Source organism: Streptomyces gossypii (assembly GCF_025165795.1).
GTDB lineage: Bacteria > Actinomycetota > Actinomycetes > Streptomycetales > Streptomycetaceae > Streptomyces > Streptomyces gossypii.
This window is the reverse complement of record NZ_JAJAGO010000002.1, coordinates 577,390-597,208: the sequence shown is the minus strand read 5'-3', so window position 1 is coordinate 597,208 and position 19,819 is coordinate 577,390. Positions and strand designations below refer to the sequence as shown.

Annotated in this window: 15 protein-coding genes, 1 pseudogene and 1 riboswitch; of the genes and pseudogenes, 5 read left to right on the top strand and 11 right to left on the bottom strand. The window is 71.0% G+C overall.

Features of this window, described 5'->3' with window-relative positions; all coding sequences use genetic code 11:
* Positions 1 to 173: 173 nt before the first annotated feature.
* From LHJ74_RS06270 to LHJ74_RS06260, 3 genes are all read right to left on the bottom strand, one after another.
* A complete protein-coding gene (locus LHJ74_RS06270; protein WP_260216494.1) occupies positions 174 to 1,328 on the bottom strand; it encodes a M23 family metallopeptidase in 1,155 nt (384 codons plus the stop codon).
* Between the two features lie 11 nt (positions 1,329 to 1,339).
* Positions 1,340 to 1,487, bottom strand: a riboswitch (cyclic di-AMP (ydaO/yuaA leader).
* Between the two features lie 277 nt (positions 1,488 to 1,764).
* A complete protein-coding gene (locus LHJ74_RS06265; protein ID WP_260216570.1) occupies positions 1,765 to 3,063 on the bottom strand; it encodes a PP2C family protein-serine/threonine phosphatase in 1,299 nt (432 codons plus the stop codon).
* Between the two features lie 151 nt (positions 3,064 to 3,214).
* The gene (locus LHJ74_RS06260) at positions 3,215 to 3,649 is read right to left on the bottom strand and encodes a hypothetical protein (RefSeq protein WP_260216493.1); all 435 of its coding nucleotides are present in this window, start codon (positions 3,647 to 3,649) and stop codon (positions 3,215 to 3,217) included.
* A gap of 375 nt (positions 3,650 to 4,024) precedes the next feature.
* Here LHJ74_RS06260 and LHJ74_RS06255 point away from each other — a divergent pair.
* Positions 4,025 to 4,954 (top strand): annotated as a pseudogene (locus LHJ74_RS06255) (glycoside hydrolase family 16 protein); the annotation flags it as partial.
* Positions 4,955 to 5,167: 213 nt separating this feature from the next.
* Here the strand turns inward: LHJ74_RS06255 and LHJ74_RS06250 are convergent.
* The gene (locus LHJ74_RS06250; RefSeq protein WP_260216492.1) at positions 5,168 to 6,538 is read right to left on the bottom strand and encodes an FAD-binding oxidoreductase; all 1,371 of its coding nucleotides are present in this window, start codon (positions 6,536 to 6,538) and stop codon (positions 5,168 to 5,170) included.
* Positions 6,539 to 6,817: 279 nt separating this feature from the next.
* Here LHJ74_RS06250 and LHJ74_RS06245 point away from each other — a divergent pair, with 279 nt between their 5' ends.
* Both LHJ74_RS06245 and LHJ74_RS06240 read left to right on the top strand, forming a co-directional pair.
* The gene (locus LHJ74_RS06245) at positions 6,818 to 8,113 is read left to right on the top strand and encodes an MFS transporter (RefSeq protein WP_260216491.1); all 1,296 of its coding nucleotides are present in this window, start codon (positions 6,818 to 6,820) and stop codon (positions 8,111 to 8,113) included.
* Between the two features lie 85 nt (positions 8,114 to 8,198).
* A complete protein-coding gene (locus LHJ74_RS06240; protein ID WP_260216490.1) occupies positions 8,199 to 8,789 on the top strand; it encodes a TetR/AcrR family transcriptional regulator in 591 nt (196 codons plus the stop codon).
* Positions 8,790 to 8,831: 42 nt separating this feature from the next.
* On the opposite strand, the gene LHJ74_RS06235 is transcribed toward LHJ74_RS06240, so the two are convergent.
* From LHJ74_RS06235 to LHJ74_RS06210, 6 genes are all read right to left on the bottom strand, one after another.
* The gene (locus LHJ74_RS06235) at positions 8,832 to 9,272 is read right to left on the bottom strand and encodes an NUDIX hydrolase (RefSeq protein ID WP_260216489.1); all 441 of its coding nucleotides are present in this window, start codon (positions 9,270 to 9,272) and stop codon (positions 8,832 to 8,834) included.
* Between the two features lie 58 nt (positions 9,273 to 9,330).
* Positions 9,331 to 10,800, bottom strand: a complete 1,470-nt coding sequence (locus LHJ74_RS06230) for a nitrosuccinate lyase (protein ID WP_260216488.1) — start codon at positions 10,798 to 10,800, stop codon at positions 9,331 to 9,333.
* Complete coding sequence (locus LHJ74_RS06225) at positions 10,797 to 12,878, bottom strand: FAD/NAD(P)-binding protein (protein WP_260216487.1); 2,082 nt, start codon at positions 12,876 to 12,878, stop codon at positions 10,797 to 10,799. Before LHJ74_RS06225 ends, LHJ74_RS06230 begins: the two co-directional genes overlap by 4 nt.
* 763 nt (positions 12,879 to 13,641) lie before the next feature.
* The gene (locus tag LHJ74_RS06220) at positions 13,642 to 14,148 is read right to left on the bottom strand and encodes a peptidase inhibitor family I36 protein (protein WP_260216486.1); all 507 of its coding nucleotides are present in this window, start codon (positions 14,146 to 14,148) and stop codon (positions 13,642 to 13,644) included.
* A gap of 27 nt (positions 14,149 to 14,175) precedes the next feature.
* Positions 14,176 to 14,676, bottom strand: a complete 501-nt coding sequence (locus tag LHJ74_RS06215; RefSeq protein WP_260216485.1) for a hypothetical protein — start codon at positions 14,674 to 14,676, stop codon at positions 14,176 to 14,178.
* 197 nt (positions 14,677 to 14,873) lie between these two features.
* Complete coding sequence (locus LHJ74_RS06210) at positions 14,874 to 15,632, bottom strand: TetR/AcrR family transcriptional regulator (protein WP_260216484.1); 759 nt, start codon at positions 15,630 to 15,632, stop codon at positions 14,874 to 14,876.
* 253 nt (positions 15,633 to 15,885) lie between these two features.
* On the opposite strand from LHJ74_RS06210, the gene LHJ74_RS06205 reads away from it, so the two are divergent.
* On the top strand, positions 15,886 to 18,135 hold the full coding sequence (locus LHJ74_RS06205) for an MMPL family transporter (RefSeq protein WP_260216483.1): 2,250 nt from the start codon (positions 15,886 to 15,888) through the stop codon (positions 18,133 to 18,135).
* Between the two features lie 130 nt (positions 18,136 to 18,265).
* Here the strand turns inward: LHJ74_RS06205 and LHJ74_RS06200 are convergent, their stop codons facing one another.
* A complete protein-coding gene (locus LHJ74_RS06200; RefSeq protein ID WP_260216482.1) occupies positions 18,266 to 19,255 on the bottom strand; it encodes a helix-turn-helix transcriptional regulator in 990 nt (329 codons plus the stop codon).
* A gap of 92 nt (positions 19,256 to 19,347) precedes the next feature.
* On the opposite strand from LHJ74_RS06200, the gene LHJ74_RS06195 reads away from it, so the two are divergent.
* Positions 19,348 to 19,782, top strand: a complete 435-nt coding sequence (locus tag LHJ74_RS06195) for a VOC family protein (protein ID WP_260216481.1) — start codon at positions 19,348 to 19,350, stop codon at positions 19,780 to 19,782.
* The last annotated feature ends 37 nt before the right edge of the window (positions 19,783 to 19,819 follow it).

Below are 19,819 nucleotides of genomic sequence, written 5' to 3'. Positions count from 1 at the left end.
CGCGGTTCGCGGACACGGAGCGGTAGCCGCCGCCGTACCCGTACTGAAGGTCCCCCCGTGGCCGCCGCCCCGTCCCCTCCTGCTCACCGGCACTGAGGTGGGGGGCACAGTGCACGGTCGGTGAGCGGGGCGGCGGCTCGGTCCCGGAACGGGATGTGGGGGGTCGGATCGGATCAGATGCTGAGGCCCTTGCCACGCAGCCAGGACAGCGGGTCGACCGGGTCGGCACCGCCCGGACGGACCTCCAGGTGGAGGTGCGGGCCGGTCGAGTTGCCGGTGGAGCCGACGTTGCCGATGACGTCCTTGGTGCTGACCTCGGCACCGGCGGACACCTGCATGGAGGAGAGGTGGCAGTACCACACCTCCGTGCCGTCATCCAGCTCCAGCACGATCCGGTAGCCGTAGGAACCGGCCCAGCCGGCCTCCTTGACGGTACCGCTGTGGACGGCGTTGACCGGCGTGCCGGTCGGGGCGGCGAAGTCCTGACCGGTGTGGTCGTTCTGCCACATGCCGCCCGCGGCGCCGTAGCCGGAGGTGAGCTGGTAGTTGGAGGTCGGCAGCGCCCAGCTGCGGGCCAGCTTGGCGAGGCGCTCGGCCTCCGCCTTGCGGGCGGCCTCGGCTTCGGCCTTCTTCTTGGCCGCCGCCTTCTTCGCCGCCTCTGCCTTGGCCTCGGCGGTGGCCTTGGCCTCGGCCTCGTCCGCCGCCTTCTTGGCGGCTGCGGCCGCCGCGTCCTCGCGGGCGGTCCGGTCTGCCTCGGCCTGCTGCGTTTCGGCCTGGGCGAGGATTCGGGCGCGCAGTGCCTCGCCCGGGTCCGACTGGCCCGCCTGGGCGTCGGTGGTGCTGAGCGCGGCGTAGCTGAGGGGGGCCTGCGCGGCGGCGTTGGTGGTGCCGTCCTCGCCGCTCTCCTCGTCGGAGTCGTCGGACATCAGGCTGCCGACGCCGGGCAGGTCCTTGGCGGCGGGCAGTTGGTCGGTGACGCTGCTCGCCATCGAGGCCAGGTCCGGCATGGAGACGGGGGCGGAGGACTTGTCGCTGGCCGAGGCCACGCCTCCCGCGCCGACGGCTGCGATCACGCCGACGCCGAGCACCGCTCCACTGCGCGCCATGCTGCCGCGCTGCTTGGCCACGCGATGGCGGCCGCGCACGGGGCGGATGGAGTCCTCGGTGGGGTTCCACTCGTCGAAAGAGTCGTCACGTTCCGGGCCGTATGCCGCGGAGAGCGTTTGCGTGCCGTATACACCGTGGTTCTCGCTGGAGCGGTAACCGCGGTCGTCGACCTCGTAGTACGGATCGTACGAGGTCTCGGGGGCATGCGTCTTGGACGCCACTCGGGCGCTCTCCTTTCCTTCCTTCTCGCCTACCGGGTTAGCTGACGGGTTCGGAGCAGGAAGGTCTCCTACGGGCGCGTCCATGGGCGGGACGTGTCCGATTCACCCCAAGTGATGGTTCCCCGGCTCCCTCGGTGCGGTATCGAGCTGTCATTCCCGATGCCGCACTTGCGGGATTAGGCGACGGCGCACGGTGCCGCCTCTCGTGACGGCAGTGACGACCGCGCTGCGTTATCGAACGTTAATAGACTTGCGGCCGAGAATCCAAGTCGTTCCGTGGTTTTTGACTGTCCATTGGCCTGGACTTAGCTGTCAGTGTTGGGCAATTGGGGCAAGCCGCTACCCGCCACGTTGGCCTTGTCACCACCGTCACCCACTTCATGCCTGTCGATCCGGCCGTTTCCGCGCCCGGCACCCGGCATCCGCCAGCCCGGAGTCAGCCGCCCGGAGTCAGCCGCCCGGAACTGCTCTCCGCCGCCCCCCGCGAACCACCCGTCGCCCCGGGACAACGGCCCACCGCCAGCAGTGCCATATCGTCCGATGTCTGACCCCCCGTATACATCCCCACATCCGCGACGAGCGCCTCCAGCAGCGCCTCGGGATGGGCGAAGCGGCGGCCGGAGAGATGGAGGGCCGGGTCGTAGAACTCACCCGCCCGATTGCGGGACTCCGACAGCCCGTCCGTGTAGAAGAGCAGAAGCGCGCCGGGCGGCAGCCGGGCCTCGTCCGCACGGTCGGGCCAGCGGCCGAGTTCGGTCATGCCCAGCGGCAGCGCGGGGACGACCGGTTCCAGATAGCGGGCCTTGCCGTCCTCCAGCAGCAGCAGCGGGGCGGGATGGCCCCGGTTCACGATCCGCAGCCGCCCCGGAGTGCCCGCGGGCACCTCCGCGAGCGCGGCGGTGGTGAAGCCCTCCACCTCGTCCAGGCCGTGCCGTCTGGCGCCCTCCCGCTGGAGCGCGCGCTCCAGCCGCTCCGCGACGCCCTCCAGAGTCGGCTCCACCTCGGCGGACTCCCGGAACGCTCCGATGACCACCGCCACGGCCTCCACCGAACCCAGCCCCTTGCCGCGTACGTCCCCCACGATCAGCCGGGTGCCGTACGGCGTCTCCTGCACGGCGTAGAGATCGCCGCCGATCCGGGCGTCGGACTGCGCCGCCTTGTAGCGCGCCGCCACGTCCAGCCCTCCGATCCGCGCGGGGGGCACCGGCAGTACGGCGAGCTGGGCGGCCTCGGCAATGCCCCGGGCGGAGGCCAACTGCTGCTCGCTGCGCCGGAGGAGGCGGTTGATGCCGAGCGCGAGCAAGGCGACCGTCGCCATCGTGGTCGTATGCATCGCGGCGTCGCCGGTGGAGGCCGTCCCGGTGGTGAAGAGCAGCACGAGGAGGACGAGCAGGGCCAGCGCCCCGCACGCGGCGGTCGCCCGCGCGGACAGCAGGGGCGCGGCCACCACCGGGGCGGCGGCGAACAGCGCGGCGGGGGTGTACGCGGGCGGCGTCGAGATGTCGACGGCCGCACCGGTGGCGATCAGCAGAGGGGGCAGCAGGCGGCCGTAACGGCGCAGCACGACGCGGTCGCCCGTAGCCGGCCTGCGCGGTGCCGCGTGGGTGACGGGCCTCGGGACGGCGTCGAACGCCGCGTGGGTGGACCCGGGGGTGGAGGCCGGGTGACCGCCGGGGACACCGCTGCCAACGCCACCACCCGGATCGTCAGTGCCGTCCCTGCCCGTATCGTCCATCACCGTCCCAATCTGCCTGCTGACCCGCGGGACGGCGACTCGGACTCACCCATGATTGCCCTGGGCGACGGCTTCGGGGGTACACGGACATGGCAGCGATCCGGCGTACGGCGCGCGTGCCGGTCAGAGCGTGCGGAACAGAGCGTGCGGGTCAGAGCGTGCCGATGCGCTCCCAGGCAGGTTCCTGCGGACTGACGGGCACGGTGGGGCCGACGGGGCTGATCTGCCGCACCTGCCGCGCCTGGCCCGCCTGACCCGCCTCATCCGGCGGCGGCAGGGGCGTGGCGGCCTGCTCGCCGCACTGGTGGCCCGCCGCACCCCGGCCCGGGGGCCCGTCGCCGGGGGCGGCGTGACGGTCGTACGGGCGAGGTGCCTCCGGGCCGTACGCGCCGGGCGGGCCGTACGCGCCGTACGCGCCGGGCGGGCCACTCGCGCCGCACGGGCCGTACGCCCCGCGTGTGCGGGCTCGCTCGGCACCGTAGCCGTGCGGGGTACCGGGCTCGCCCGGCAGGCTGCGCCCGGCGAGCGACCACTCGTGCAGCAGCTCCTCATAGATCGGCGACCCGAAGGAGCTGGCCGGGCTCATCGGGCGCACAGGGGGCACCGGGCTGTGCGGAACCGTTTCTTCGTACTCACAGGGCGCTGCCGTCCAGCGCTTCAACTGCCTCAGCATCACTGCCATGACGTAACCAACGACCCTCACCGGTCCGGGTCACCCGGCCGGATCAGCGACGTCACCCGTATGGCCGCGCCCGGCCCAGAGCCCTGCTGTCCGTACATGATTGTGTGCGCGGCCAACCCGCGTGCGCGTAAAAGAGTTGACGGCATGCGGCAACTCTTGACCAATCCATGTCAAGAGAGTTAACTCACGACCTGAAGTAAGTCACTGACGGTACCGGCTCGCGCCGACCGCATCACCTTCCCCCACAGCGTCCCCCACCGCACCGATGAGGTGAGTTCCATGTCGTCGAACCTTCAGCAGCAGCCCAGACCCCAGAGCCCGGCAGGCGACGGCCCCTTGCAGCGGCGCCGCCTGCGGCTGCCCCGTACGACGGCGCTGGTGGCCGTCGCCCTGGCCGCCACGCTGAGCTGGTCGACGGTCGGCCCGGCCGCTTCGGCCCCCGCCCCCTCCCCCGCCCCCAAGGACGCGTCGGCGGCGGCCGTCACCTTCGAGGACGGCTTCGACGGCCCCGCCGGATCGGCGGTCGACGGCAGCAAATGGCTGATCGAGACGGGCGACAACGTCAACAACCACGAGCGCCAGTGGTATACGGGCGGCAGCGACAACGCCGCTCTCGACGGGCAGGGCAATCTCGTCATCACCGCGCGCAAGGAGAACCCGGGGAACTACCAGTGCTGGTACGGCCGCTGCGAGTACACCTCGGCGCGGCTGAACACCTCGGGCAGGTTCACCCAGCAGTACGGCCATGCCGAGGCCCGGATGAAGCTCCCCCGGGGCCAGGGGATGTGGCCCGCCTTCTGGATGCTGGGCCAGGACATCGGCCAGGTCGGCTGGCCCGAGAGCGGCGAGATCGACGTCATGGAGAACGTCGGCTTCGAGCCCGGGACCGTGCACGGCACCCTGCACGGTCCCGGTTACTCGGGCGCGGACAGCATCGGCGGGAGCTACACGCTGCCGAACGGCGAGAAGTTCGCCGACGGTTTCCACACCTTCGCCGTCGACTGGTCACCCGGCTCGATCACCTGGTCGGTGGACGGGAACGTCTACCAGACCCGTACACCGGCCGATCTCGGCGGCCGTGAATGGGTGTTCGACAAGCCGTTCTTCCTGATCCTCAACCTCGCCGTCGGCGGCTACTGGCCCGGCGATCCGGACGGCTCCACGACGTTCCCGCAGGAGCTCGTCGTGGACTACGTCCGGGTCAGCACGGCAGACCAGCGGTAACGACCTCGCGGGTCACCGGCGTGCGCGTGCGCTGCGCGCGCTCGTCGCGGCCCCGCCCCAGACTCGTCCGGTGATCCGGTTGTCGCCTTTCCCCGGACGGGAGCCCCCCACGCGGCCCTGCCCGGGGCAGACCGGAAGTCCGCCCGGGCAGGCCGCCGCACCCCGGCACCGCCGCACCACGAGCGCTCCGGCCGCCCGTCAGGGGAGCGACGTGATCGGTGTGCGGAAGCGGCCGTCCGGGTCGTACCGCTCCCGGATCTCGGTGAGCCGCCGCCTGGTCTCCGGCTCGTAGGCGTCCCGCAGCTCATCCGCGTCCGACTCACCGAAGAGGAAGTTGAGGAACCGGCCCACCTTCCGGTGCTCCAGCGGCTCCCCCAACTTGTGGTGGTACGCGGCGGCGGCGGGCGCGTCGAGCTCCTCGCCGCCCGACAGAACGCTCAGCGAATACCGGGCCTCACGGTGGCCCACCGCGTTGCCGACGCCGTCACCGGGCGCCCGCGAGAGCGCGCCGCCGAGATGCTGCAGCTGCACCACACACATGACCGGCGCCTCATGCCCCGCCTGCTCGACGAATTGCCGCACCGCGTCGACCTCCAGGCCGTCCAGCATCAGATTCGTACCCGTGTACGCGTGCGCGTCGGTCGGATCGCTGTGGATCGACGGGCTCTCGGTGTACGGCATCTCGCGGAGCGTGTCGATCAGCGGCGGGCCTACCGCGCGCATCGGCGCCACCAGCCGCTCGCCCGCCGCCGCGTCACCCGTGAACGCCACCCGCAACTGGGCGACATGCCGCCCGCGCAGCGGTTCGGGAACCTGCGGGATGTCGGGGAGGACGATGAAGCCCAACGAGGAGGTCAGTTCCTCGGTCAGCCCCTCCGTCCAGTCCCGGTAGACGGTCAGCAGTTCACCGCTGACGGCGGCGGCGTCGTAGAACAGCGCGCCACCGTACAGGCGCGGCACCGGTACGAGATCGGTCTCCAGCCCGGTCACCACCCCGAGGCCGTCCCGCCCGCCGCGCAGCGCCCAGAACAAGTCCGCGTCCTGGGCGGCGGTGACATGCCGCAGGGTGCCGTCGGGGGTGACGAGGTCGATGGCGCGGACGTGGTCGGCGGTGTATCCGTAGGTACGGGCCAGCAGGCCGATGCCCCCGCCGAGGGCGTAGCCGATGACGCCGCTGTGCGGCGCGCTGCCGTTCAGCGGGGCCAGGCCGTACGGCGCGGCTGCCTCGATCACCTGCTCCCAGCGCGTCCCGGCGCCCGTCCACACGGTCCGCCGCTCAGGGTCGACCCGCACCTCGTTCATCCGGCGGGTGCTGATCAGCATCCCGCCCTGGGCCTCCGCCGGCCTGCCATGACCGGTCGAGTGCACGCGGACGGGAAGCGAGCGGGAGGCGGCGAAGGACACGGCAGCCCGTACGTCCTCCGCGTCGAGGGCGCCGACCGCGACGGCCGGACGGATTCTCAGACCGCTCTGGAATCCGGCGGTCTCCGCCTCGTACTCCTCGTCGCCGGGTACAAGAACCGGACCTCGCACCTGCTGGGCCAGTGCCTCGCTGTCCTGCCCGCTCATCGCTCTGCTCCTTCTTGCCGACTCCGCTGTGCTGTCGGACAGAGCGTTGCATCTGAACCTGACACCTGCCGTCAGGTTTCTGCGGCCCGCCCCCACACGCGGACGGGCGGCTCTCGCTTTGCCGGACGAGGAGGAATAATCTAGCGAGCGTTTCAATTGAAGCGCTTGTTCAGTTTGTTTCTCTCGCTGCCGCCCGTTGCACGCACCCGGGCGCAGCCCAGCCGCTCAGCCCAGCCGCTCAGCCAGGCACCCAGCCCAACGCTCCGGAGGTCCCCCGGCATGGCCAGCCCCTATCGCGAACTCTTCTCCGCCCCAGGCTCCGTGGCGTTCTCCGCCGCGGGGTTCGTCGCTCGGATGCCGATGTCGATGACCGGCATCGGCATCATCACCATGCTGTCCCAGAGCCGCGACGACTACGGGCTGGCGGGTGCCGTGGCCGCCACCTTCACGCTGTCCATGGCGCTCTTCGGGCCCCGGATAGCCCGCGAGGTGGACCGGCGCGGGCAAGGCCGCGTGCTGCTGCCCGTCACCGGCGTCAGCGTGGCCGCACTCGGCGCACTGCTGCTGTGCACCCGCTACGGGGCGCCGACGTGGACGCTCTTCGTCTGCGCGGTGCTCGCCGGATTCATGCCCAGCATGGCGGCCATGGTGCGGGCTCGCTGGTCCGAGCTCTACCGTGGCTCGCCCCGGCTGCACACCGCCTTCTCGCTCGAATCGGTAGTGGACGAGCTCACCTTCATGGTCGGCCCGGCGCTGTCGGTCTCCCTGTGTACGGCGCTCTTCCCGGAGGCCGGACCTCTGCTGGCGGTCGTACTGCTGGCGGTGGGCGTGCTGCTGTTCACCGCACAGCGCGGCACGGAACCGCGTACGCACCCGGTGGACACGGCGGCCGACGGTGGGGCGGCGATCCGCTCGGGCGTGGTGCTGGTGCTGGTACTGGTGCTGCTGGCGGGCGGCGTCATCGTCGGCACCGTGGACGTGGTCAGCGTGGCCTTCGCCGAGGAGCTGGACCGGCCCGCCGCGGCGGGCCTCGTCGTCGCCTCCTACGCCGCCGGGTCCGCGGCGGCCGGACTGCTTTTCGGCGCGCTCGCCCCGAAGGCGGCGCCGTCCCGGCTGCTGCTGGCCGGCGTGGCCGGTACGGCGCTGACCACCGTGCCCCTGCTGATGGTCGAGGGGCTGGTGGCGCTGTCGGCGGCGGTGTTCGTCTCCGGCCTGTTCTTCGCGCCGACCATGATCGTGGTGATGGGCATCATCGAGAAGACCGTCCCGGAGTCGAAGCTGACCGAGGGCATGACATGGGCACTCACCGGCCTGACCATCGGTATCGCACTCGGCGCAGCCGTCTCGGGCGCGGCGGTCGACCGCCTCGGCCCGGAAGGCGGGTTCGCGGTGGCGGTCGGCGGCGGCGTCGCGGCACTCCTGGTGGCACTCCCGGCCCACGGGCTGCTGCGCAAGGCGGAGACCGAGCGGGCCGGCGGGCGGCCGCGGGCGGAAGGGCCGGAGACGGAGGGGCCGGACGCGGAGGGGCAGGACGCGGAGGGGCAGGACGACCAGCCCTGTGCGTCGCGCGCATGACCACTCGGGCTGCACGCGCGGGGGCACCCGGACGCCGTCGCACCACGTACCGTTTGTATCCGCAGCAGGTCTCCGGAGGTGCACGTTGAGCGAACCCCACACTGACGGGCGTCGACTCAAGGGAGAGCGCCGCCGTCAGGAGCTGATCGAGGCGACGTTGCGCGTGGTCGCGCGCGAGGGCGTGACGGGGGTGAGCCATCGGGCGGTCTCCCGCGAGGCGGGCCTCTCCCCCACCGCCGCCGCTTACCATTTCGACAGCATCGACGACCTGCTGACCGCCGCGCTGACCAGCTGCATGGACGAGAGCGCACGGGTGATGCGCGAATTCACTGCGGTCTTCGACAGCGGTACCGACGCCCTCCCCGCACTCGCGGAGCAGTTCGCCCGGCTCTTCGTCGACCCGACGCGGCTGCTCGCGGAGTTCGAGCTGTTCCTGCTCGCCGCGCGCGAGCCGGAGCTGCGGGCGCCGACACACCGCTGGCTGGAGGCGGTTGCCGAGTTCGCCCGCAGACACACCAGCGACCCCGTCCGGGTCCGGACCGTGGTGGCCGCGGTGGACGGCATGCTGATGCATGGGCTGCTGCGGGAACAGCCTCCCACCGCCGAGCAGTTCGAGGCCGTGCTGCGGGCGCTGCTCACCGAGGCGGCACCGGGCGCCGCCGAGCCGGTGACCTGACGGCTGGCAGGTGACTGGCGCTGGCGGCTGGCGGCGCCCGAACTACCGGCCCTGCCAGCCGTGTTCGCTGGCGGGGTCGCCCTTGAGGTAGTGGGCGACCCCCAGCGCGTTGTACAAAATGGTGCCGGCGGGGAGCCGGTCGGCCGGATGCCAGCTCAGGCCCGCGCACTTGTGCGGTTCGGCGTTGAAGGGCTCGCCCTCCCACTGGGCGGTGGCGAAGAACCAGCCGACACGCTCCTGCCCCTCCGGATTGCGAAAGTGCATCACATGCACGGCACGGAGTTCGTCCGGCGCGATGCGCACCCCGACCTCCTCGCGCGCCTCCCTCACTGCCGCCTCGGTGACGCACTCGCCCACTTCGACCTTGCCGCTGGGCAGGTTCAACCAGCCGTCCGAGTAACCGGTGTTGGCGCGTTCGGCGAGCAGGATTCGTCCGCCCCGCTCCAGGATGATCATGACGTCGAGGTAGGGGTGCTGGGGCATGGGCTCTCCGGAGTCAGACGGCTCGTCGCCGCGGACCCTACGGCCTCCGCCCGGCCCCTCACCCCGCGTCGCCGCCGAGTGCCCGGTCGACCAGGGGCCCGGCCGCGCCCGTGTAGCCACCGGGATCCAGCAGCCGGGCCAGCTCCTCGTCACCGACCACCCCGCGCAGTTCGGGCAGCGCCGCCAGCACCTCGCCCAGGGTCTCGCCGGAGTCGTACACACGCGCCGAGGCGCGGGTGAGCAGTTCCCTGGCTGCCACCTTCCCGAGCCGGGGCGCCAGGACCGCCGCGATGCGCTCGGAGACGATCAGGCCGCCTGTCAGCCCGAGGTTGGCCCGCATCTGCTCCGGGTGAACCACCAGCCCGTCCGCCAGTTCGACGGCCGTGTGCGCGGCACCGCCGGTCAGCCGGAGGCACTCACGCAGGGGCTGCCACTCGGCATGCCAGGCACCCGCCGAGCGTTCGTCCTCACCGGACAGGCACTGCACGAGGACGGCGGCAAGAGCGGGCACCTGGAGAGCGGCGGAGCGAATGAGTGTCGCCAGCACGGGATTGCGCTTGTGCGGCATCGCGGAGGACGCACCCCGGCCCGTGCCGGCAGGCTCACCGGCCTCTGCGATCTCCGTCCGGGTCAGCACCTGGACATCCGCGGCGATCTTGCCGAGCGCCCCGGCGGCATGCGCGAGCGCCGCACCGAGGTCGGCGACCGGAGTCCGCAGGGCGTGCCAGGGCAGGACGGGGCGCGCCAGACCGGTCTCTGCGGCGAAGGCGTCCACGAGACGGGCCGGCCCTGCCGGGGGTAAGGGCGACGGCGCCGGAAGAGGCGCGGAAGACTGTGCGTCCCCGGCGTACTGGAGGTACCCCGCCATGGTGCCCGCGGCGCCGCCGAGCGAGACCGGCAGCCCCCCGTGCAGCACCCGCTCCAGGCGCTCGGCCGCCTCCAGCACCAACTGCCGCCAGCCCGCGGCCTTGAGGCCGAAGGTGGTGGGCACGGCATGCAGGCCGAGTGTCCGGCCCGCCATCGGCGTGTCACGGTGCGTCTGTGCCGTACGGGCCAGGGCGGCGGCCGTGCGGCGCAGATCCGCGGTGATCAGGAGCAGGGCACGCCGGGCGACGAGCATGGCCCCGGTGTCCAGGATGTCCTGGCTGGTGGAGCCCCGGTGCACATATTCGGCGGCGTTCGGCGAATCCTGGGCCACCACGGCGGTGAACGCCTTCACCAGGCCCACCACCGGGTTCGCCGTCTCCCGCGCCTCAAGTGCCAGGGCCCGCACGTCCAGACGCTCCGCACGGGCCGCTGCCGTGACCGCCTGCGCCGCCCAGCCGGGGACGGTGCCCACGCTCGCCTGAGCCCTGGCCAGTGCGGCCTCGGCGTCGAGCATCGCCTGCAGCCAGGCATGGTCGCCGACCGCCGACTCGACCGGGGTGCCGACCCGTACGGGCGAGAGCAGCCCCACGTCCGACCCGGTGTCCGCCCCGGCCGTCTCCGTGGGAGCTTCCCCCACGGGGTCAGGCGTGCGCTCGCTCATGCCGCCCCTCCTGCCGTACTCGTCGCGTGCTCATGCCCGTGCCCGTGACCCGGCAGGTGCCCGTGGCTGGCGACCGCTGCGGGCAGCGGGGGCAGGGCCAGCACCGCGCCCGCGAGGGCGTCGGAGTCCTCCAGGGTGACGGAGCCGACCCCCGGACGGATCCCGGCGGCGGTGACCCAGTGCACGGATTCGGTGGGTACCCCGTAGGCGAAGCGCCTTGGATGCGCGGCCCCTTGGGCGTTCAGAAGGTGGTAGGGACGCTCGGAGACGGCGAGGCCGCCGGTCTCGTAGTCCGCACCGTTGACGCCGCGCACGACGTACGGGCGGCACTGGCCGGTACCCAGCAGGTGCCGCATCAACGGGTCGGCGGTACGCCGCAGTCCGACCTCGGGGAGGCGGGCCTCGATGAGCGCGGTGGCCCGCACCCGGAGGCCCGGCACCTGGGCCGAGGTGCCCACGAAGCACGCCCCCTCCGCGTCCCCCGCCTCGGCACGGACGCGCATTCCCGGGCCGGTGACGTCGAGGACTCCCGCCTCGATGAGCGCGTCCATCTCCTCTATACGGGAGACGGGCGGGCCGATCGACAGGAAGGCGTTGAGCGGTGTGTACCAGCGCTCCAGTTCGTCACGGTGCGAAGTGCCGTCGAGACCGCCGTGGTCGACGGCGAGCCGTATCTCGTTGCGCAGATCGCGGAGCACGTCGAACGCCGCCTTGACGGGCCCGCTGACGTTTCCGGCCCGTGCCTCGCGCACGTCGCGGGCGAGGTACTCGCGCAGCCAGGACCGGAAGTCGGCGAGGCTCGCGAAGGCACGCGTCCCGTAGGGCCGTGCGATCATCTCCCAGTCCCAGCGCTGGTCTTCGGGGATGCCGAGGGAGTCGAGCAGCCGCTCCTCGGCCGGGCCGGGGGCGGCGGCCAGATAGCGGGCGGTGAACTCCGCGACGGCGCTGCCGTCGACGGTGCTGCCGGACGTGCTGCCCAAAGGGGCGCCTCGGGCCGTCAGCAGCGCGGCGTAGTAGACGCCCTGCACTTCCTTGGCTATCAGCGGCCACAGGTCGGCGCGGAAGCGGACCGGCTCTCCTCCGGCGGCGCGTTCGCGGAGCGCGGCGATGCGCTCGACGGTGAGCAGGCGGGGTAAGTAGCGGCCGTCCGCACCCTTTTCGTTCTCCCCCCGCGCCTGGTAGGGCACCCCGCGTCGCGAGCCCGCGTACATCTTCGGTTCGCGCCCGGACGGCCGGTAGATGAGCCGTCCGCCGGCCATGCGGTCGAAGGAGCCGCCCCGGCCGAGAGTCAACAGCGCCATGTAGTCGAAGAAGTTCAGGCCGAGGCCGCGCAACAGCACGGTCTCGCCGGGCGCGACGGAGCCGAGGTCGACGTCCGCGGGATTGGCCGGAGGGAGGTAGGTGAGGTGGTGCTGCGCGGCGAAGTGGGTCAACTCGCTCTCGGTACCGGTGGGGAGGGCGTCGACGTGGCCCTGGGCCAGCACGACTGCCGACAGAGCGGTGAGGCGCGTGCCGTCCTCCAGCAGCACGGTCTGGGCCCCCTCGGGGCCCCCATCACCCGGCCCCGCATGATCCGGACCGGCATCGTCCAGAGCCACCGCGCGGCTCCGGTGGACCCGTACCTCGATGTGCTCGGCAGCGTGCGTGGTCACCTGCCGGAACGCCCAGCTCAGGTAGTGCCCGTAGAAGACCCGGGTGGGGTAGGTGTCCGGCCCCAGGGCCCTGGCCTCCGCGAGCGTCTCCTCGTCATACGCCGCGGCGGCGTCGGACGGAAGCGTGCTGTGCGTCAGGCACTTGGCCCACTGGTACAGGCTGGGCCCCTCTTCCAGCGGGCCGGTGATGCTCACACTCGCGTCGGTGTAGACGGTGACCTGTGAGGCGACGGTGTTCATCAGGAGATGACGGGACTGGGCGGCGCGCCAGACGCGGCCCGCCCCCGGTGGGTCCGGATCGACGACATGCACCGTGATGTGGCTCCACTGGGGGGACTTGCGCTCGTGGGCAGAGAGCCTCTCCAGGACGGACAGCCCGCGGGGGCCGACGCCGACGAGGCACACTTCCAGACTGCTGCCGATCACGCGAACACCTTTCTTGCGACAAGTACGAGGGCTGAGATCGGGAAACCGCAGGAATGCAGGCAGAATCCTGCCACGGCTGGCGGCTGGCCTCGACAAGAGCGCCACGGGTAAGGGTTTTCCCGAACTCCGGTCAACGGATTCGCTCCATACTCGGCGCATCGAATGGAGAACGTCAAGCGGTTCTGTCGATGCTCCGGAATTTCCCTGTCCGGGAGGGCCGCGAAATCCGTGCCGGCCTGGGATCCGGAAGGGAATCGTCACGCCGCCGAGAGCCGACGACATGGTGTGCAACATGGGAGCAGTTGAACACTTCCCTGTTCAACATGGGTGAGCGGCGGCAAGTTGCACACTTGAACCACTTCTGTGCAACTGCGGAAAGGCCGCGGTCGAACGTAGCCCAGGAAATATGGATTCCCATTTTCCGGATTCCCGTTTCTGTACGGTGAAGGAAATGCTGACAATCAATACGAGAAACTCTGGAACGCCTCACTCGCGAGTCCTCGCTTCCGGCCTCGACCACTGATCCGATGTGATACCCGGGGCCATCCTCACTCGCACCTGAGTTTTTCGACGAGAACCCGTTCTGTGACGTCCAGGCCGGCACTCAGCCGGGTGCGCGGACGGCGGTGGGGGCGGGCATGCGAAAGTGCCTTCCGGACGGGGGTGGTGAACCTCTCCGAGGAATCCCTCGGCCCCGGCGGAAGGCACTTCTGTGTGCGGGTGTCGATTTGCCTGACGGACCGCGCGCGCTACGTGCTGACCGTCACGCAGCGACCGAGCCTGCCCAGTCGTTGTAACTGCCGAGGTTGGAGCTGTACGACTTGGCACTCAAGGCGATCGACCCGCCATTCCCGCCCAAGTCCCTGGCGAGATATCCCGCCGAATCCGTCTGGTTGTTGCGCCAGGACGGCGTCTTGTCATTGAAGTCGTACTCGGTGAGGTTGTGCCACTGGCGCTCGCTGAAGATCAACCGCCGTCCGCCGCCGTTTGCGTTCTCATACAGGCACAGCCAGCCGTTGGCACATGCGGGCAGCGCCTTGGCGTCGGCCTTCGCGTTGCGCAGCAGCGGGTCGCTCGCACGCGAGTACCCCAGTGTCCTGTCCGCCTCGGCGTGGGTCTTGACGCAGCACACGTCGGCCTCGGAGTGGACCACGCAGGTTCGTGCGTCGCGCCAGCCGTCCTGCTGGAGGTTGATCTTCTGCTGCCCGTAGCGGGCGACGGCGCCGCCCTCCGGCGAGCTGGCCGCCTGAACCTGTGGCGTCCAAGCCATGGTCGTGAGAGCGAGTACGGCTGCGGCCTACCGGCCCTTGCCCGGCTCACCCCGCTTGCTGCCGAGCTTCACCACGACGCCGTCCTCGGACGTCACCTCGTAAGGCCCGGTCACCGGCTGCTTCGGGAGGACGTACCCCTCGGGGACTGCGGTCTCACGGACGCGGCGGGAGATCCTGTGCAGGCCCGGCCTGGTCTGCTCGCCCCACCTGCCGGTGCGTGTGGCGACGGGGCCGTAGTCCAGCCGTTCGCAGCTCCGCAGCCACAGGAGCTGAGGCGTCATGTCGACACACACCACCGTGCCGACGTTCACCGGGCAGGAGCCGTCGGCGTTCGGGTCCTTGCCCGCCCGCACGATCTGCGTCTGGCGATAGCCCTCCAGCCCCGCGTATCCGTCCTTGCGTTCGAGGCGATGCTCGCGCTGGAAGCCGCGGATTGCGGCGCAGTCCGCCGACGACTGGCGCCCGTCCACGCACAGCTTCAGACAGCGCTCCAACTGCCGCTGGTACGGCCCTGTCCGGCGGCGCACGCTTCGCCGAGCGGCCCCGGCCGTGGGCGGCGGCGGACGCCGTGGCATGCACCGCCGTGACGGAGAGCGCCGTGACGGACAGCGCCGTGACGGACAGCGTGCCGAGGCACAGGAGCACGGCCGGCGGAAGCGGGACACGGTCCGGGGCCGGGTCCCGGCCCGTCCCCGCCGCCGAGGACAGCCATTCCGGTGGGCGCTCAGCAGGGTGGATCCTGCTCCGGCATACCGGCCGGAATCCGCCGGTGGATGTCCTCCCACATGTTCCGCATCGCCAGGCGGAAGACCTCGGCCTGGTGGTCGGCGCCGAGGAAGCCGGTGTGCCCGAACACTTCGAGGGCGACGAGGCCGTGCATGTGCCCCCATGCGCTCAGCAGCAGCGCGGTCGCGGCAGGCGGCAGGTCGCCGAGACCGTCCGGAGGCAGGTGTTCCAGGTGCGCCCTGAAGGCGGGCGAGAGCACGGGGGTCTCGGCCGCGTCCAGTTGCGCCGCCGTGAACCCACCGAACATCTCCCGCTGGAAGATCGCACTCATCCGGCGGACTGCCTGGGTGGTAGGGCCGTCGGCGGGTGCCTGGTAGTTGCGCAGCGGCGTTCCGTAGAGGAGCTGGAAGCGCTCGGGATTGGCGACCGCCCATCGGCGGTAGCCCTCGGTGGCGACCACCAGGCGCGGCATCGCCGTGTCGTACGGGCCGGCGTCGACGGCGGCCTGCACGGCATCGGCCAGCTCCTCGTACGCCTTGGCGATGAGCGCCGTGACGAGGTCGTCCCGGCTCGGAAAGTAGTGGTAGAGCGCCTGCACGGTCATGCCGAGGTCCCGCGCGACCGCTCGCAGGGAGAGGGCGGCGGCCCCGTGCCCGGTGATGTGGGACTCGGCGGCGGTCACGATCTCTTGGACGGCGACGGCCCGACGCCGCTGGCGCAGGGAGGGCTTGGCCGTTGCGGCTTCGTCTGGAGGCATGCGGCGACCGTACGACGACGGAGCGGGGAACGGCACCCGAAAGGCGTGCTCTGTGAAGAAAAACTAACACTGCCAAAACTTCTTCCACCTCGCTAACGTCGTCAGCGGCGACGAGGAGTGCGGCACCGCATCCCGTCTCAAGTCCTCACCCTCACCTCTGACGGGGCGTAGGGCATCCGCGGCGCACCGCGTCGGCTTCCCTCGGCTGCTTCACGCCGATTCACCGCAGGAAACGCAATGAAGGAGATCGTGCGTGTTTGACCGCATAGCCGAACTGGCGATCCGCCGGTCCCGGCTGGTACTCATCGTCGCCACCCTGGCCGTAGTTCTCATGGGTGCCGTCGGCGCCGGCGCGTTCGGCAAGCTGGTCGACGGCGGCTTCGACGACCCGGACGCACCCTCCACCCGAGCCGAACAAGTCATCGAGGACAAGTTCGGCGGGCAGACCAACCTGGTTCTGCTGGTCCAGGCGTCCGAAGGCAGCGTCGACACCCCCCAGACCAAGCAGGCCGGGCAGGCTCTGGTGGCCGATCTCAAGAAGGAACAGAACCTTGAGAACGTGATCTCGTACTGGGACGCGAGCAGCCCAGCCCTCCGCGCCGAGGACGGCCGCCAAGCCATGGTGCTCGCCCACGTGAAGGGCGACGAGACCGAGCAGGGGACGAACGCGAAGGACGTCATCGACACCTACACCGGTGCGTACGAGGGCGGGCTCGACATCCAGGCCGGAGGCGGCACCGCCGTCGGCAACGACCTGTCGACACAGACGCCCGAGGATCTCCTCCTGGCCGAGATGATCGCCATACCCCTGACGCTCATCCTGCTCCTGGTCGTCTTCGGCAGCGTCGTCGCCGCCCTGCTGCCGCTGCTCATCGGGACCATCGCGATCGCGGGCACCTTCGCGGAACTGGCGCTCCTCGGCGGCGCCACCGACGTCTCCATCTTCGCCACCAACCTCACCACAGCCCTGGGCCTGGGCCTGGGCATCGACTACGCCCTGCTGATGATCAGCCGCTTCCGCGAACAACTCGCCGCCGGAGCGGAGGTCGACGACGCCGTCCGCCACACCGTGCGCACCGCCGGCCGCACCGTCGCCTTCTCCGCCGCCACGGTCGCCGTCGCCCTCGCCGCACTCCTGGTCTTCCCCCAGTACTTCCTGCGCTCCTTCGCCTACGCCGGAGTCGGCGTCGTGGTCGTCGCCGCCGTCAGCACCCTCTTCGTGATGCCCGCCCTCTTCGCCGTCCTGGGCCACCGGGTCAACAGCGGCCGCCTCCCCTGGGCCAAGGCCGGACAGACGAAGGCCGGACAGACGAAGGCCCCTACGTCCGTATGGGGACGGCTGGCCCGCACCGTCATGCGACGGCCCGCACTCACCGCACTGCCGGTGCTCGCGGTGCTGCTGGTGGCCGCCAGCCCGCTGCTCGGCATCACCTTCGGTACGGCGGATGAGCGAGGGCTGCCCGAGGACGCCCAGAGCCGCCAGGTCCTGGAGGTGCTGCGGGAGAACTTCGACGGCAACGATGCCGCGGCCATCCACGTCGTCATCGACGGGCCCGTGAACGAAGGCCCGTTGGCCTCGTACGCGGACAGGCTGTCCGGGCTCGAGGGCGTCGTCCGCGTCGAAGCCTCCACCGGCACCTACACCGACGGACAGTCGAAGGCCGCCGGTCCTGCCGGAGCCGCCCTCGGCCGCCCCGACGCTCAGCGGATCAACGTGGTCAGCACCCTCGCGCCCAAATCGGACGAGGCCCAGAGCCTTGTCGAGGAAGTGCGCGCGGCCGAACCGCCGGCCGAGTCACCCACCCTGGTCGGCGGAAGCGACGCCGAACTCGTCGACACCAAGGACTCCATCGCCGACCGCCTCCCCCTCGCGGCGGGCCTGGTCGCGGTGAGCACCTTCTTCCTCCTCTTCCTGTTCACCGGCAGCATCGTGCAGCCCCTGCGCGCCCTGGTCCTGAACATGATCAGTCTGGGAGCGGCCCTCGGCGTGATGACGTGGATCTTCCAGGACGGCAACCTCGCCTCCTTCCTCGGCTTCACACCCCAGCCGATGGACACCTCGATGACCGTGCTGCTGTTCTGCATCGCCTTCGGACTCTCCATGGACTACGAGGTGTTCGTCACCAGCCGCATCAAGGAACTCCACGATCAGGGCGCGGACACCGAGACCGCGGTGGCCGACGGCCTCGGCCACACCGGACGCATCGTCAGCGCGGCGGCCTGCCTGCTGGCGGTGAGCTTCTTCGCCTTCGGCACGGCACAGCTCAGCTTCATGCAGATGTTCGGCCTGGGCACCGGGCTGGCCATCCTCATCGACGCGGTCGCCATCCGCGGCGTCCTGGTCCCCGCCGCGATGCGCCTGCTGGGCCGCTCGGCCTGGTACGCGCCGCGCAGCCTGCGAAAGTTCCACAACCGGTTCGGTCTCAGCGAAGGCGGCCCCACACCGGCGCACACACCCGAGCCCGAGCCCGAGCCCGCGGCGGCGAACGCCACACGCAGCTGACCCGACCCCACCTGAACCACCCCGTGCGGATGCCCGCCTCCACCCACACCGGAGGCGGGCACCCGCACGAATCGGCAAACGGTGGCCGGCGAGGCTGCCTCGCTGGGTCTTGACGTCCAGATCTGGGGCGTCATCCCTCTACGGCGTAGGACGCGAGGCGGTCGGCGAGCGCGATGACGAGCTCGCGCAGTTCATCAGGGCGTTCGATGCTGAACGGCCGGTCAAGTGAGGCGAGTACGGGAGGCAGCCAGTCGAGCTGCTCCGCCCGCAGCTCGACGCGCAGCCAGCGCTCGGCCGCCGGGTCCGCGCCTGCCGCGGGGGCGGGCTCGCTTACGGTCGCCACGCTGGCGGGAAGGCGGGCGCGGATCTGCTCCACCGTCCCGTGGACCCACAAGGTCACCTGATACCGGTACTCAGCGGTGGCGAACCCGGACAGGACGCGCTGTGCCGGATCGAGTCCGGCGGGCGCCTCGAATGAGCCGGGCAGCGCCCTGGCATCCACGAGGCGATCGAGCCGGAAGGTCCGGTCCTCGCCGATCTCGGGGTCCGTGCCCGTGACGTACCACCGGCCCGCATGGGTGACGAGCCCGTACGCGTGCAGCGTGCGGTCACTGCGCCGGCCGTCGCGGTCGGTGTACCTGATCGAGACCGGTCGGTGGTGGCCCACCGCATCGGCGAGGGTGAGCAGGACCCCCACGTCCGGGGTGGCGAACTCGCCGGGCTGCTCCGTGAAGGCGAGGGATTCCAATACCGCGTCGAGTCGGCGGGCGAGGCGCTCGGGCAGCACCCGCCGGATCTTGGCCGCCGCCGTCTCGCTTGCCGTTTCCGCCGTCGTCGTCAACCCCGCCCGGCGGCCGACGACCAATCCGAGAAGCACGGCGAGCGCCTCGTCGTCGCTGAGCATGAGCGGAGGCAAGCGGTACCCGGGGGCGAGCCGGTACCCGCCGTAGCGGCCGCGCACCGACTGCACGGGCACGTCGAGGTCGATCAGCTGGTCCACATACCGCCGCACGGTGCGCCCGTCGACGCCCAGCCGGTCGGCGAGTTCGGCCACCGTCCGCGTGCCGCCCGACTGCAGCAACTCCAGGAGAGTCAGCACACGGCCGACAGGTCGAGACATGTTCCGAGCCTAACGCGGATACCGGACCGATTCTGTCCACTATTTGTCCTAGCCTGCGGCGTACAGCGACTCCGACAGCCGAGGAGAACACCATGGACTTCGTTTCGATCCGCATCATCACCAGCGACGTCGCACGTCTCGTCGAGTTCTACGAGAAGGCCACCGGAGTGCAGGCGTCCTGGGCCACCGAGGACTTCGCCGAACTTGTGACCCACAGCGCCGGCCTCGCGATCGCGAGCACGCGTACCGTCCCGTTGTTCGCACCCGGGGCCGCCCGCCCGGCGGACAACCACAGCGTGATCATCGAGTTCCTGGTCGACGACGTGGACCGCGTGCACGGGAACCTGACCGGCTTCGTCACCGACTTCGTCAACGAGCCCACCTTGATGCCCTGGGGCAACCGGTCGCTGCTGTTCCGCGACCCCGACGGGAACCTCGTCAACTTCTTCACCCCGGTCACGCCGACGGCCGTCGCGAAGTCCACTCGCGTACCGGCGCTACACCCTCAGCCGGATCACACTGGATAACGGCGACAGAGCGGTCCCTCGCGGGTGGCCGACTGGC

Excerpts from the sequence above, each read along its gene's own strand:
- LHJ74_RS06200 (WP_260216482.1), bottom strand. The coding sequence starts at position 19,255 with ATGTCTCGACCTGTCGGCCGTGTGCTGACTCTCCTGGAGTTGCTGCAG.
- LHJ74_RS06235 (WP_260216489.1), bottom strand. The coding sequence starts at position 9,272 with ATGCCCCAGCACCCCTACCTCGACGTCATGATCATCCTGGAGCGGGGC.
- LHJ74_RS06260 (WP_260216493.1), bottom strand. The coding sequence starts at position 3,649 with ATGAGCCCGGCCAGCTCCTTCGGGTCGCCGATCTATGAGGAGCTGCTG.
- LHJ74_RS06210 (WP_260216484.1), bottom strand. The coding sequence starts at position 15,632 with ATGCCTCCAGACGAAGCCGCAACGGCCAAGCCCTCCCTGCGCCAGCGG.
- LHJ74_RS06265 (WP_260216570.1), bottom strand. The coding sequence starts at position 3,063 with ATGGACGATACGGGCAGGGACGGCACTGACGATCCGGGTGGTGGCGTT.
- LHJ74_RS06245 (WP_260216491.1), top strand. The coding sequence starts at position 6,818 with ATGGCCAGCCCCTATCGCGAACTCTTCTCCGCCCCAGGCTCCGTGGCG.
- LHJ74_RS06195 (WP_260216481.1), top strand. The coding sequence starts at position 19,348 with ATGGACTTCGTTTCGATCCGCATCATCACCAGCGACGTCGCACGTCTC.
- LHJ74_RS06230 (WP_260216488.1), bottom strand. The coding sequence starts at position 10,800 with ATGAGCGAGCGCACGCCTGACCCCGTGGGGGAAGCTCCCACGGAGACG.
- LHJ74_RS06220 (WP_260216486.1), bottom strand. The coding sequence starts at position 14,148 with ATGGCTTGGACGCCACAGGTTCAGGCGGCCAGCTCGCCGGAGGGCGGC.
- LHJ74_RS06250 (WP_260216492.1), bottom strand. The coding sequence starts at position 6,538 with ATGAGCGGGCAGGACAGCGAGGCACTGGCCCAGCAGGTGCGAGGTCCG.